This is a genomic window from Vibrio atypicus (assembly GCF_009811315.1).
GTDB classification, from domain to species: Bacteria; Pseudomonadota; Gammaproteobacteria; order Enterobacterales; family Vibrionaceae; genus Vibrio; species Vibrio atypicus.
Genome location: NZ_BLID01000018.1, coordinates 1 through 12,049, shown reverse-complemented (window position 1 = coordinate 12,049; position 12,049 = coordinate 1). Strand labels below are relative to the sequence as shown.

The window sequence follows — 12,049 nt, the reverse complement described above, 5'->3', positions numbered from 1 at the left end:
ATCTTTCTTTCTCAGTGAGGTGTGTATATTTCATAGCTTTACTTCTTGGCGGGAGCAAAATCATGATTATCGCATCTCACTGTTTTATTTTTCAGTGGTGTCGCACTTCGTACTTGAATCCAAGAGTGCTAACAAAGCATTTAAGAGTGATTCGCAACGCTTGGCAGTTTCGCTTCGCTCAAGTATAGCCAAGCGCCGCTCACACCTTAATGCGGCGTTAGTCGCCAGAAAAAGCTTGCAGTCAAAATCATGTTTCTAGCTTAAAACTTGGGTTACTGATTGCTTGGTTTATTGTTCGATCTTCGACGGTCAAAGGTCAGTTTTATCGGTTCTAAATCAATGTGTTGTTATTTTCCAAGCGGTTGTTTCGTTCTCTGATGCTGACAGAGCAGGGTAATCGAGAGTCTGTTTTCGGTTGCAACTCCGCTCGGTGAGTTTGTTGGGTACAAAAGCAGATTTACTCGCTGAAATGACGTTTTCTCTGGTGTTGTAAGTTCCACGTGCTTTCAGTGACTTTGTTGAAAGTCCGCACTGTGAGGTTGGCTTTCCAAAAGCGATTTTTGGTGTCGTTAGCCCGTTTTCTGCGGCGTTGTTTGTTCCAAGTGGTTTCATTGAGTAGCCGCTTTGAGACTGCGCCTGACGTAAATGCATCAAAGCACATAAAGTTTGTTGTTCGCAAAGTTTAGTTCGGCTTAAAATTGTCGCTCGGTGCCTCGCGACTAACAAACTGCTCAAGAGGGATTCGCAACGCGTGGCATTTTTACTATGCGTTGAATTTAGTGATTAAGGTGGTTTGCGGCGGCTTTTGTATTGCGTTGCTCACCCCTTAGCAGGGCGTTAGGTGCTTGAAGGAAAAGGTAAGTATGGAAATTGCTTTTCAGCAGATAAACATTGATGATTTCGAATTGTGCGTTGCTGCGAGAAAAGATGCATACTTTTGTAGTTTTGGGCATTACGATGGTTTCGACGATTTCATCAGTGGTTATCGTGAACGAGTATTAGACCGGTTAGCAACATCAGGATGGTTCTATATCCATATATTTGTGGATGGTCAGTTTGCAGGGCAGTTAGAGTTTCGTAGCTATTCACCCGAGCCGGAGACTGGCTATGTGCATCTCATTTACTTAAAGCCGAACTTTCGTGGTTCAGGACTCGCTGCAAAATTGCAGGATTATATTGTAAGCACTTTGAGTAAAGCGGGTTGTTTGCGTGCAGTACTCTCAGTAAGCCGAACTAACCATCGAGCTCTCACATTCTATAAGCGCCATGGTTGGGAGTTCGTGCGCAAGAATCCCAAGCACGATGAAACAGACTTTTACCAACTTTGGCTACGCACCTAACAAACTGTTCAAGAGGGATTCGCAACGCGTGGCATTTTCACTATCCGTTGAGTTTGGTGATTTAGGTGGTATGCGGCGGCTTGGGTATTGCGTTGCTCACCCCTTAACAGGGCGTTATGTTTATAGGAGAGTTCTGTGAGTGGAGTGAAGATTCCATTTGGTTATGATTCAAATCGAAACCAAGTAACAATTTTGAATTACCTACCTTTTGGAAGACCGAATCCAATATATTGTGGTGGAAAAGGCTGTGAAGCAGAACTTGAGTATGTTTCAGCTAGTCAAAGGGTTGGTAAGTCAAGGACAACTCAAGTTCCAGCTTACTTCAGGTTGGCGAGATATGAAGATCATTCAATTACTTGTTCTTTTGCTACAAAAGGAAAACAAATAATTGACGCAGCAGGCTCAACAAATGAAGTCCTTACAGCCCTAGCTAATGGTAGTCGAGTTTTTCGCATTCATTTGATGGATGATAAAGACCAAATGAAAATGAAAGGTAAGGAAAATGATTTTTTAAAAAATCATAACCACGACACAGTAAAACGAACCTATAGAACACGCGGTAGAAAATTGCCTTATGTAAATAGTCTAAATGGTTTGCTTGACCTTTATGAATATGGGCGTAAAAATCCAATAATGCGTCAGTCAATTTTCGTTATGGTAGATAAAGAAAAATTAAGGTGGGATGAATTTTTCTTTGACGTTAAGCATTATGATCAATTACATCAAAAGGTACTTGCTAACGGTACGGTTAAAGCTGCGGTTATAGGTCAGGTTAATAAAGTCAATTTTAGTACCCCAACTAGGCGTTTTTCTTCAGCTGAGCTTTCTCCAAAATTTCAAGGTAAAGGGAATAATATTTACCCTATTGCTCGTTTAAAGTTCGGCTTAAATCATAGTTTCATCACACCGGGTAAAAAAGTATTGTGTTTTGGTTCATTTAAATTAGAGCATGACGTGTCCAAACGTATCGTTCCTTCTCACAGAGGACATGAACTAGTTATGGGGTTAGCAGCGCCATATCAGTGGCTTGAAATATAAACATAACAAAGCGTTTAAGACGGATTCACAACGCTTGGCATTTTGGGTTTGAATTAACTTTAGTGTTTACGACCCAATATTTTAGGTTAGGTGGTCGCGTTGTTCACCACTTAACGCGGCGTTAGGCTACGGGCAGGAAAGTTCTTTGTTCTCATCTTCTTAGTTCTCTTTGAGCATTCGTTTTTCTAAGTCGGCAACTTGGTGTTGTCGGCTCAAATCCTTGAATCTCTCCAACCGTAAACATGCCAAATTTCGTGGGTTGCCTCATTGGTTTTCACGGTCGGTTGGTTGTAAATTTCATTGGCTCAAAGTGTGGAAAGGGCAAGTTAATTGAAGCTTTCGTTCTCGCTTTATGTTTGCAGCCTTACGTTTCGTTTCCTCAAAAGTAACTTGATCGCTGAAAGTCTGTATTTCGTGGTTGTCGAAATTTCGGCTGAAACAAAGTGGCTTTTATGGTTCTTGAATCACGAAAAGTCAGTGGGTGTTTGGTTGCTTATTTTGTTTAGGGTAATCTGCTTTCAAACAACCTTAAACAGCGGTGGGAAACTTCGCCTAACAAGGCGTTCAAGACGGATTCACAACGCTTGGCGATTTCAGTTCCAGTCAGGTTAAGTGTTTAAGGTACAATGGCTTAGGTTTGGTGGATGGCGTTGTTCACCACTTAACGCGGCGTTAGTAGGTGACAGGAGGCTCAGATGGAGCTCAATATAAATGGTGATGTCCCCCAAGTGGGTAAAGTTTGTGAGCAGTTCTTTCTTGAGCAAATCCAGTGTTCGCAAACTATCCATGATCAAGCGAATGTCGCGTATTTTCGTTTCGACTCCCAGTGGTTTCAGTTGTACTTCGATGGCATCACTATCTTTTGGCGCGTCTGCAGTGAGCCAACAGAGCCAATAAATAGTGATTTTTCGTCTTACAGCTCATTAGTTAATTTCAGCGAAATTAAAGGTGTTTGTAGGCATGCCTTGACGCATATTGAACAGTTTTTGGATAGCAATATCATTATTTTATCCCTTACTTTTGATAGTGGGGTGGTTCTAAAGTTTGAATATTTTAGTTTGGGTGATTATACGAAAGTCACCTACTAACAAACTGTTCAAGAGGGATTCGCAACGCGTGGCATTTTTACTATGCGTTGATTTCAGTGATTAAGGTGGTGTGCGGTGGCTTCGGTATCGCGTTGCTCACCCCTTAACAGGGCGTTATGTTTCCTTTGTATTTCAGGGGCTTAAGGTTCTTAGGCTGAAGTTCGTTGTCCCTCTAGCAACCCGCCCCTAGTAGACTCATCAAATCCGCTTTGTCGGCCTAAGTTCTTGAATCTCTCAGTCCGTAAAACATGCCAATGTTCGAGGGTTGCTTCATTGTCAGGTCGTGGAGGTTGGCTTCTTGTTTAACTGGCTTAAAGTCGCTTTGGGGTTCTTTGCCAAGTAGCATTCCGGCTTGGCAGTTGCCTCGGCAATTCAACATTGTTTTTCGCTTTGGTTGGAAAGAAAGGGCACTTGTTGGATCTGGGTCGGATTGCCTCATTGGGCAGGGAAGTGGAATTACTGGTTTTGGGTTAGTCGCTTCTGGTGGCCAAGTTGGTTCTGTCCTTGTGGTTCTGCTCAGAGAATTCGTTAGAAATCGCAGTTCTTTCTCAAATAAATCATGCGTTTGTGGTAAAACATAACAAGCAATTTAAGAGGGATTCACAACGCTTGGCACTTTTGCTTCTACTTCAAATTTAGTCTCTATGGCACAATGCGTTAGGTTGGGTGGAGGCGTTGTTCACCCCTTAATTGGGCGTTATGTGAATAGGAGATTCCAATGAACAAGGTAGTCAAAGATCGCTTCGATGTATACCCAGAGAATGCTCGTGTTAGGTTAGCGGAGCTACGAAATCTAGTCTTTCAAATAGCATCTGAGTTGGAACTTGGTGAAGTCGAAGAAACTCTAAAATGGGGTGAGCCAAGCTACAGTGTAAAAACAGGCAGTCCGCTAAGAATGGACTGGAAACTCAAGTATCCTAACAACTATTACCTTTTCTTTAATTGCCAAACCAAGCTCGTCGATACATTCCGGGAACTGTATGGTGAAGAACTGGTGTTTCAGGGAAATAGAGCTATAGTTCTGTCCTTATCGAAACCGATGCCAGAAAGAGTAATCAAGTCCTGTTTAGAGTTGGCTTTAACCTATCAGCAGCGTAAGAAATTGCCTCTTTTAGGCGCCTAATAGAATTCACATAACAAGCAATTTAAGAGGGATTCACAACGCTTGGCACTTTTGCTTCTACTTCAAATTTAGTGTTTATGGCACAATGTTTTAGGTTGGGTGGTAGCGTTGTTCACCCCTTAATTGGGCGTTATAAGCCATGGAGGGAAAATGGAATTTTACAATTGGATTGTTGTTCTTTTGGGAATTAGCTTTATTAACTTATGCGGTTCTGTCTATGTCGCAACAAGGAGTGAATTAAACTCATTTCAAAAAATAGCGCAAATCACAATTATTTGGCTAATCCCTGTTATCGCAGCAATTGGGCTATGCGTATTTCATCGTTCGCAAAGCGTATCGCATGGTCCATCGACAGAATTCGGTGGTGGGGTAAATCCAAATCTAAAAATCAAAACAACTGGTGAACGAGACGAGCCTTAAGTCATTGGGAAATGGCATATAACAAGGCGTTTAAGGCGGATTCTCAACGCTTGGAGGTTTTCGTTTGAATCAGCTTAAGTGTTTACGGCACAATGGTTTAGGTGTGGTGGTCTGCGTTGTTCACCACTTAACGCGGCGTTATAAGCTTCGAGGAAAATTATGGAAAGTATCATCAAACAAGCAATTGAATTGCGGAAACAGGGTAAGTATCAAGAGTCGAGGGCTTTGCTAAAAACGCTGCTAAACGATGAAACTTATTCTGCTAAAGCTCACTTGCAAATTGCTTGGTCATACGACAACGAAGGTAAAGAGCAAGAAGCGATTACTCATTATTTGTCATCTCTTTCAGGTTTGTTATCGTCGGTAGAAAGGTTCGATGCTTTGTTCGGGCTAGCGAGTACCTATCGAAGCCTTGGCATGTATTCGGAGGCTTTAAGCTACTTTGAGCAAACTTTAAGAGAGTACCCTAGTTCTATTGAAGTTCAGCCTTTTTATGCCATGTGTCTCTACAACTTGGGGCGCCATAAAGAAGCAACGTCATTACTACTCGAACTTTTAGTATCAACCACGAACAGTGATGCAATTAAAGAGTATCAGCGAGCTATTTCTTTATACGCAGAAGATTTAGATAGAACGTGGTAAAACGAAACACGCTTATAACAAACAATTTAAGAGTGATTCAGCACGCTTGGCATTTTTGGTTTGAGTTAAGCTCAGTGTTTACGGTGGTCAAATTAAGTATAGTGGTCGCGTGCTTCACACCTTAATTGGGCGTTATATTTCAAGGAAGGTTTGGCGTAATTTATGAGTCCTGAGTATTTAAATAGTTGTATTAATAGTTTTATAAGCTTCCTAAATCAGAATTTTGAGATGGTTGTGGAGTCATATTCAGCTCATAAGTTGAAATCTGAAAAACATGGATACGTTTTGGTTTCGTTTGATGATTATTTTGGCGACTGGGCTCAAGCTAATTGGGAGTTATTAGTTGAGCGAGTGATATGCTCTCCAAATGAGTCGTTGGTCATTTATGGTTCTGGTAGTGATTATGAGGCTGCTGCGCATAGTAGAGTGTTTTTCCAAGAAGCAAAAGCTACTCACGAGATTATATGTAACAGTAGTTGCGCTATAGACTGGATTTCAAAATCAGAAGTAGACTTATCTAAATTCGATTTTGAGTCTTTTGTATCTCGTTCTGGTGAGTGGTTTGATGTATGCCCACCTTTCGACCATGTTCTTTTTACTGAAAAAGGAGCTGTAGGTGGTGATTACCTTCAAGTTGTAATTCCTAGAAATCAACTTGAGTTTAGTGCGCAAGCAATTGAAATATAACAAGGCGTTTAAGGCAGATTCCCAACGCTTGGCGTTTTGCATTCGAAGCTGGGTTAAGTGTTTATGGTGTAAAGGTTTAGGTTGGGTGGTTAGCGTTGCTCACTACTTAACGCGGCGTTAGGTGTCTAATGGAGAACTATTTTGCAGCAGTTATTTTTTATCGAAAAATCAGTGGCTGGTAGGTGTGGTCCTGACAACTGTATGTGGGACCTTAATGAACTACACATTAACAACGTAGTTGCCATACTATCTGTGAATGACGGTGAAATGGTGCATGTTTCTCTTCTGGACTCATTGGGTATTGCCTACAAAAACGTTCCGCTTTCAAGTAACGCACCACCTCTCGATGGTGATTTGGAACTTTGCTTAAAGACTCTCCCACAAATACTCAATTTCATTGAACAGCACGAGCGTAATGGTGTGGTTGTTGTTCACTGTAAATCAGGTAAAGATCGCACTGGTCTAGCTTTAGCTGCATATTTAATGAGCACCAAAAAACTGTCCCCTATAGAAGCCATTTATGCTGTTAAACAGGCAAGGAGTATCGCCTTTACTGCGCCAGGTTGGGACGAATTTGCGCTAAAGGTACTGAGCGCGTTGAGAGACACCTAACAAGGCGTTTAAGGCGGATTCCCAACGCTTGGCGACTTGAGTTTAATTCAGTTTTAGTGTTTAAGGTACAATGGTTTAGGTTTGGTGGTTGGCGTTGCTCACCACTTAACGCGGCGTTAGCTGGCAAGGCAAGTATATGAATATTAAATTAGAATTAAGTATTGTAGTCTATGGTTTAGCGCTCTTCTCTGGAGTGTCTTACCTGTGGGGGTTCTGGCTAAACTTCGATATAAACATCTTGTCTTATATTGCTTTAACTGACGTAATCAAAGCGTCGGTATATCCTGCACTACCTGCTTTAGGAGTGTTAGCATTCTATTCTGCGATGGATGGTTACAACTCGATGTCAAAAGCACAGCATGACACCTTCATTTCTGAAGGTGGGTTTGCTAAAGGCTTTACTTATTTTCATAAGTTATTTTGTGTGGTGTGCCTTATCTTTGGATTAGGCAATGCAATTTATCTAGTAGTATCGAATGACGGATATTTCAAATTGTTAGGTTTGTATCCGTTGGTATCTATTTGCTTGTTTATATATCTGGTAACGAGCAATAAGTTTTTAATGTCGATTTCAGTTAAATATCGAGTGTTCGCTTTCATGATCATTTGTTTTTTGCCAACCTTCTTATTTAATAAAGGCTACTCAAACGGGGTGCAACAATCAGATCTGAATGCGGAAGGTCAGTATGTAATTGCTGATGGCTTCTGTTCATCCAATGACGAAGAAAAGTATCGTTTTGTTAGTGTTATTGGCGGGAAACTTTTCTCTATTTTGTCATCAGATGAGAGTCTTTGTATACGTAGTGCCGAAAATTTTAGGTTAATCAAATACAATCAAACAGACGATGATAGTTTAAATACTAATAAAGTTGCGGAAGTGGAAACAGCCAGCTAACAAAGCGTTTAAGGCAGATTCCCAACGCTCGGCATTTTCGGTTTGCTTTGAATTTAGTGTTTACGGCACAATGGTTTAGGTAGGGTGGTTGCGTTGCTCACTACTTAACGCGGCGTTATGAGTTGGCGCTGGATATTTCGATGTATTTAATAGAGTAGTGTATGAGTTTGAATGAACAGCAAAAAATTGTTGGTATGCTCGAAGAGTGTCAGAGGGATCTCACGCACATCCAAAGCTCAATGGGTACCCTCGAGTCTTTGACTAAAGAGTCATTGTTAAATATTCATCTTTTTAAAGCAATTAACAATGAGGTCGAGTTGTGGCTCCGAAATAGAAGCAATAACTCGGTAGTCACGCTAGCAAGCAGAAATGTTTTTGAATTGTACTTAATCATGCTTGAAGTCAACTCAAACGAAGACTCACTGAAAAGGTTTTATGCCCAGTTGGTAGGTGACAGAGACGATTTAAATGCTGCATTTATGAATAAATGTAAAGCGGCGGGTTACCCCATACCAGAAAGTGCGTTAAGTGTGCTTCAGGAAGAGACTGCAGCGCTCCCTTTTGAAAATGTTACTACTCGTCCTTTTAATATGCGGAACTTAGCCGATGAGCATAACTATCTAGAGGACTATAACTTTTTCTACAAGTTAAGTTCAAAACTGATTCATCCGTCAGCGCTTAAAGTCTTCGGTATTGAAAGCAATAGCCCTCAATATCAGGTTGTAGCGATGGCAGGATATTACTTTGTCGCTAAAGCTACAGATTATGCAGTGAGTCTATACAATGACCAATTAGCATTGCAGGTAGCCAACACATAACAAACTGTTCAAGAGGGATTCGCAACGCGTGGCATTTTTACTATGCGTTGGTTTAAGTGATTAAGGTGGTATGCGGCGGCTTTTGTATTGCGTTGCTCACCCCTTAACAGGGCGTTATACCGCAATCAGTCATCTAACCTTTTCATGGCTTTACGGTAAACTTCGCTACGTTCGCGCTTTCCAACTGCTAGGACGGTTACAATGATGACATCGTCTTCAACTTTGTAGACGAGACGGTAGCCCGATTGACGCAGCTTAATTTTATACATGTTGTCAGCTCCAGATAGTTTTGAAGCCGGAACATGTGGGTTATCTAAGCGCTCGATTAGCTTTTTCTTAAATTGTTGTTGCAGAGTAGAACCAAGCTTTTTCCACTCTTTGAGGGCACTCTTTTTAAAGTCGAGTTTATAAGTCATCAATATTTACCGAAATGCTCTCTTCAGATTCACGCTCTTTAGCGATAGTGAGTAGTTCAAGATCTTCGAGTCTGTCCATCATCATTTCGTACGCTTCGGCAGGTACGCAATAAAATGCTGGTTCATTTCGGTTTAATACAGCAACAGGTTCGCCGTAAGCGCTAGTTGCAACTTTCATAGGGTTAGCTTTCAACTCAGTAATGCTTGCAGCAACATCGGCTAAAATTCTAGTGGTCATATAATCGGTCTCTTAAGTGGTCTTTATATTGGTCATTTTAGCCTCAACCAAGCGGTATAACAAGTTGCTTAAGAGTGATTCGCAACGCGTGGCATTTTTACTATGCGTCGGTTTATGTGTTTAAGGTATTATGCGGAGGCTAAGGTATTGCGTTGCTCACACCTTAGCAAGGCGTTATACGACCCGTCTGAAAAGGAACAATAATGACGAAGATTATAGCTAAAGTATTTGCGACACTATTTGTAATTGTAGTGATCGGTGCGATTGGAATTGCTTTTTTGCAAGTATACAGTTCGAGTAAAGCCTTTGAACAAGATGTTGTTGCTCAAACTTATATCAAGAAAGTGGTTTTGAGTTTTAATACAGAGGACTTAAGTGAATTTAAAGAGCACCTTCACCCGGAACTTGCTAAGTATTTGGAAACGAAAGAAGGAATCCAATTAATATCGTTTTTAAGTAAAATTGGAACACTAAAAACCATTGATGAATCAAAGTGGGTATCGTCAAAATCGGCCGCGTCTACGGCTAAAGGGAAATATGAGTTCTCAAATTATGAAGTGCAAGCCACCTTTGAGAATGGTAAAGGGTTAGTTAAAGTATCGACTATTCCAAATGGTGATGGGTACTTTGTAACAAATTTCCAGATATTCTCCGAATATTACGCCACGCTTCAATAGTCGTATAACAAGGCGTTTAAGACGGATTCCCAACGCTTGGCGTTATCGGTTTTAATCAGCTTTAGTGTTTAAGGTACAATGGTTTAGGTTCGGTGGCTGGCGTTGCTCACCACTTAACGCGGCGTTAGGCTAAGATGCCAAAGTTCTATAAATTAGAGAGAAGTATAAGTGTATAAATTTTTTACTGTTATTATGTTCGTTTTAGTTGTGTTGGCCCTTGTAGGATATAAAAAGTTAGAGCCTAAAATTGACGGGTGTGCAGCATCATTTAAAGATAATAATCGTAGAATATATGAAGAAATACTTTATATTCGTACAGCAGCAGAATATGCAAAGGACTCTTATTATTTAGAAGGGGATCGCTATAATCAGTGCGATTTTGAACAAGAATGTTCTATTCATCGCTCTGCTTCCGGTGTTACAGCGTTGTCGGTGATTGATCATAACAACGAAACAATGTACTTCACCTATAAAGGAACATCTACAAAAGAAGAAATGGCGATTGATGTTAGCCAAGCTACAACTGGCGGTGATAAAAAAGCTAAAGAATACTTTACAGATGCATATCTTCAGCTTGGTAACTTTATTGATGCAAATAAAATTGAGCTTAATTCCAAAGAGTATAAATTAATCGTATCTGGACATTCCTTAGGGGGGGCTTTAGCAATGTATTCTAGTAATCGTGCTCGAAGTGACCTCTTTAACAATGAACTTTATGTTTATACTTTCTCGTCAGCAGTATTGCACGATTCTAATCAAATTGTAGGCTTTCAATCTATTCCTCAGCTACATGAAATAGAAAAGGTTGTTAATTTTGTATCTGTGGATGATATCGTGCCAAGAATTACTGGGGTTAGATCATACTTATCTTTACAAGGTTATACGTATGCGTTGGAAAATGATCATTGGTTTTATAATCCATATAGAGAACACGGTATAAAGAGTATGATTAAAAGTATATATAAAATTAGCAATGAATCTCAGCTTTGTAATTCGTTTGTTCGGTTTAGGTATTTGGTGAGTGAACAATAGCCTAACAAAGCGTTTAAGGCAGATTCGCAACACGTGGTATTCTCAGTTCAAATTGAGTTTTGTGTTTAAGGTGCAATGGTTTAGGTTAGGTGGCTGCGTTGCTCACTACTTAACGCGGCGTTATGTTTACAAGGAGTAAAAATTTGAGTACCAAGGAACATCCAGTTTGGCAAGTATATGACTTGCTTAGAACCGCTAAGCTCAATGAAAAATATTTTGGTCGCAGGCTTAAAAAGTATGTCGTTATCAACAATACAATGGAGTTTTTCATTGCAGCGACAGCGTCAACTTCGGCTATTGCGAGTCTTACAGTTTGGAGTGATGGTCTTGGTAGTCACTTTTGGCAAGGGTTCTTAATTGCGGCAGCTGTTATATCTGTACTCAAGCCCATTGTGGGAATAACGAAAAGAGTACGACTTTATGAGGAAGTGCTTGCTGAATATCGAGTGTTGTCGTTTGAGTTATCTCAATTAAGAACCTCAATTGCTACAGAGCAATCATATAAGCCAACTCATCAAACCCAATTCAAGAAAATTCTGGCTAAACACTCAGCTTTGGTAACAAAAACACCGGAAAGTACTGAAAACAAGAAGGTGAAGCAGGAGTGCGAGCAAGAGGTATTGTCAGCATTTCCAATTTCAAATTTCTACATTCCGGAGTCATAATCATGGGACAGCACGAAGATAATAAAGGTAAGCCTGGAGCACACAAGCCTCAAGGTGGCATGAAAGGCAAAAGACAACGAGCTCTACAAAAAGTAGCATTCTCAAAAGGTTCGTATCGCAAAGGTCACTGGCGTGGCAGAGTTTTTGAGGGCTCAGAGGTAGACTTGGGTGCAGGAGAAGAAGCTCCAATGATTCATGTCGAACCTGACAACCCATGGCCAAGGAAGTAGCAAACTTAGTATCAAGTTTGAAGTGCGACACTTTCTACAGATGCGCATGAATATACTCCGTTGGTGTCCTATACCCAAGTCTTTTGCGTGGGCGCGTATTTAATTTGTGTGCAATTTTATTGCAGAGC

At 40.7% G+C, this 12,049-nt stretch carries 16 protein-coding genes and 2 pseudogenes; 15 read left to right on the top strand and 3 right to left on the bottom strand.

The features are described from left to right. Positions 1 to 259 (top strand): annotated as a pseudogene (locus GVO60_RS22500) (hypothetical protein); the annotation flags it as partial. Between the two features lie 88 nt (positions 260 to 347). On the opposite strand, the pseudogene GVO60_RS21840 reads toward GVO60_RS22500, so the two are convergent. After that, positions 348 to 612 (bottom strand): annotated as a pseudogene (locus GVO60_RS21840) (hypothetical protein). Positions 613 to 863: 251 nt separating this feature from the next. Between GVO60_RS21840 and GVO60_RS21830 the strand changes: the two are divergent. The 10 genes from GVO60_RS21830 (at position 864) to GVO60_RS21770 (ending at position 8,663) form a co-directional block, all read left to right on the top strand. Continuing rightward, the gene (locus GVO60_RS21830) at positions 864 to 1,340 is read left to right on the top strand and encodes a GNAT family N-acetyltransferase (RefSeq protein WP_159657835.1); all 477 of its coding nucleotides are present in this window, start codon (positions 864 to 866) and stop codon (positions 1,338 to 1,340) included. A gap of 135 nt (positions 1,341 to 1,475) precedes the next feature. Further along, positions 1,476 to 2,378 carry a hypothetical protein gene (locus GVO60_RS21820; protein WP_159657831.1) on the top strand — a complete coding sequence of 301 codons (903 nt, stop codon included), beginning with the start codon at positions 1,476 to 1,478 and terminating at the stop codon, positions 2,376 to 2,378. Between the two features lie 695 nt (positions 2,379 to 3,073). Next, on the top strand, positions 3,074 to 3,466 hold the full coding sequence (locus GVO60_RS21815; RefSeq protein WP_159657829.1) for a hypothetical protein: 393 nt from the start codon (positions 3,074 to 3,076) through the stop codon (positions 3,464 to 3,466). Between the two features lie 718 nt (positions 3,467 to 4,184). Then, positions 4,185 to 4,589 carry a DUF1801 domain-containing protein gene (locus GVO60_RS21800; RefSeq protein ID WP_159657825.1) on the top strand — a complete coding sequence of 135 codons (405 nt, stop codon included), beginning with the start codon at positions 4,185 to 4,187 and terminating at the stop codon, positions 4,587 to 4,589. A gap of 150 nt (positions 4,590 to 4,739) precedes the next feature. Further along, positions 4,740 to 5,009 carry a hypothetical protein gene (locus GVO60_RS21795; protein WP_159657823.1) on the top strand — a complete coding sequence of 90 codons (270 nt, stop codon included), beginning with the start codon at positions 4,740 to 4,742 and terminating at the stop codon, positions 5,007 to 5,009. Positions 5,010 to 5,168: 159 nt separating this feature from the next. Continuing rightward, positions 5,169 to 5,651 (top strand): tetratricopeptide repeat protein, encoded by a 483-nt coding sequence (locus GVO60_RS21790; RefSeq protein WP_159657821.1) that lies wholly within the window; start codon positions 5,169 to 5,171, stop codon positions 5,649 to 5,651. 162 nt (positions 5,652 to 5,813) lie between these two features. Then, positions 5,814 to 6,338 (top strand): hypothetical protein, encoded by a 525-nt coding sequence (locus GVO60_RS21785; protein WP_159657819.1) that lies wholly within the window; start codon positions 5,814 to 5,816, stop codon positions 6,336 to 6,338. A 141-nt stretch (positions 6,339 to 6,479) separates the two neighbouring features. After that, on the top strand, positions 6,480 to 6,950 hold the full coding sequence (locus tag GVO60_RS21780) for a dual specificity protein phosphatase family protein (protein ID WP_159657817.1): 471 nt from the start codon (positions 6,480 to 6,482) through the stop codon (positions 6,948 to 6,950). 136 nt (positions 6,951 to 7,086) lie between these two features. Next, the gene (locus GVO60_RS21775) at positions 7,087 to 7,845 is read left to right on the top strand and encodes a hypothetical protein (RefSeq protein WP_159657815.1); all 759 of its coding nucleotides are present in this window, start codon (positions 7,087 to 7,089) and stop codon (positions 7,843 to 7,845) included. Positions 7,846 to 8,006: 161 nt separating this feature from the next. Then, on the top strand, positions 8,007 to 8,663 hold the full coding sequence (locus GVO60_RS21770) for a hypothetical protein (RefSeq protein WP_159657813.1): 657 nt from the start codon (positions 8,007 to 8,009) through the stop codon (positions 8,661 to 8,663). A gap of 125 nt (positions 8,664 to 8,788) precedes the next feature. On the opposite strand, the gene GVO60_RS21765 is transcribed toward GVO60_RS21770, so the two are convergent. Further along, complete coding sequence (locus GVO60_RS21765) at positions 8,789 to 9,079, bottom strand: type II toxin-antitoxin system RelE family toxin (protein ID WP_046268373.1); 291 nt, start codon at positions 9,077 to 9,079, stop codon at positions 8,789 to 8,791. Further along, positions 9,069 to 9,317, bottom strand: a complete 249-nt coding sequence (locus tag GVO60_RS21760) for a type II toxin-antitoxin system Phd/YefM family antitoxin (protein ID WP_004730320.1) — start codon at positions 9,315 to 9,317, stop codon at positions 9,069 to 9,071. The genes GVO60_RS21765 and GVO60_RS21760 overlap by 11 nt, the downstream gene beginning before the upstream one ends. A gap of 203 nt (positions 9,318 to 9,520) precedes the next feature. Here GVO60_RS21760 and GVO60_RS21755 point away from each other — a divergent pair, with 203 nt between their 5' ends. The 4 genes from GVO60_RS21755 (at position 9,521) to GVO60_RS21740 (ending at position 11,921) form a co-directional block, all read left to right on the top strand. Then, complete coding sequence (locus tag GVO60_RS21755) at positions 9,521 to 9,994, top strand: hypothetical protein (protein WP_159657811.1); 474 nt, start codon at positions 9,521 to 9,523, stop codon at positions 9,992 to 9,994. Positions 9,995 to 10,162: 168 nt separating this feature from the next. Beyond that, the gene (locus GVO60_RS21750; protein WP_159657809.1) at positions 10,163 to 11,026 is read left to right on the top strand and encodes a lipase family protein; all 864 of its coding nucleotides are present in this window, start codon (positions 10,163 to 10,165) and stop codon (positions 11,024 to 11,026) included. Between the two features lie 122 nt (positions 11,027 to 11,148). Further along, a complete protein-coding gene (locus GVO60_RS21745) occupies positions 11,149 to 11,691 on the top strand; it encodes a hypothetical protein (protein WP_159657807.1) in 543 nt (180 codons plus the stop codon). Between the two features lie 2 nt (positions 11,692 to 11,693). Further along, a complete protein-coding gene (locus GVO60_RS21740) occupies positions 11,694 to 11,921 on the top strand; it encodes a hypothetical protein (protein WP_159657805.1) in 228 nt (75 codons plus the stop codon). Positions 11,922 to 12,049: the final 128 nt, after the last annotated feature.

What these genes read in the sequence shown, in the direction of transcription:
- GVO60_RS21830 (WP_159657835.1), top strand. Translation starts at nt 864, where the DNA reads ATGGAAATTGCTTTTCAGCAGATAAACATTGATGATTTCGAATTGTGC.
- GVO60_RS21815 (WP_159657829.1), top strand. Translation starts at nt 3,074, where the DNA reads ATGGAGCTCAATATAAATGGTGATGTCCCCCAAGTGGGTAAAGTTTGT.
- GVO60_RS21800 (WP_159657825.1), top strand. Translation starts at nt 4,185, where the DNA reads ATGAACAAGGTAGTCAAAGATCGCTTCGATGTATACCCAGAGAATGCT.
- GVO60_RS21795 (WP_159657823.1), top strand. Translation starts at nt 4,740, where the DNA reads ATGGAATTTTACAATTGGATTGTTGTTCTTTTGGGAATTAGCTTTATT.
- GVO60_RS21790 (WP_159657821.1), top strand. Translation starts at nt 5,169, where the DNA reads ATGGAAAGTATCATCAAACAAGCAATTGAATTGCGGAAACAGGGTAAG.
- GVO60_RS21785 (WP_159657819.1), top strand. Translation starts at nt 5,814, where the DNA reads ATGAGTCCTGAGTATTTAAATAGTTGTATTAATAGTTTTATAAGCTTC.
- GVO60_RS21775 (WP_159657815.1), top strand. Translation starts at nt 7,087, where the DNA reads ATGAATATTAAATTAGAATTAAGTATTGTAGTCTATGGTTTAGCGCTC.
- GVO60_RS21770 (WP_159657813.1), top strand. Translation starts at nt 8,007, where the DNA reads ATGAGTTTGAATGAACAGCAAAAAATTGTTGGTATGCTCGAAGAGTGT.
- GVO60_RS21765 (WP_046268373.1), bottom strand. Translation starts at nt 9,079, where the DNA reads ATGACTTATAAACTCGACTTTAAAAAGAGTGCCCTCAAAGAGTGGAAA.
- GVO60_RS21760 (WP_004730320.1), bottom strand. Translation starts at nt 9,317, where the DNA reads ATGACCACTAGAATTTTAGCCGATGTTGCTGCAAGCATTACTGAGTTG.
- GVO60_RS21755 (WP_159657811.1), top strand. Translation starts at nt 9,521, where the DNA reads ATGACGAAGATTATAGCTAAAGTATTTGCGACACTATTTGTAATTGTA.
- GVO60_RS21745 (WP_159657807.1), top strand. Translation starts at nt 11,149, where the DNA reads ATGTTTACAAGGAGTAAAAATTTGAGTACCAAGGAACATCCAGTTTGG.
- GVO60_RS21740 (WP_159657805.1), top strand. Translation starts at nt 11,694, where the DNA reads ATGGGACAGCACGAAGATAATAAAGGTAAGCCTGGAGCACACAAGCCT.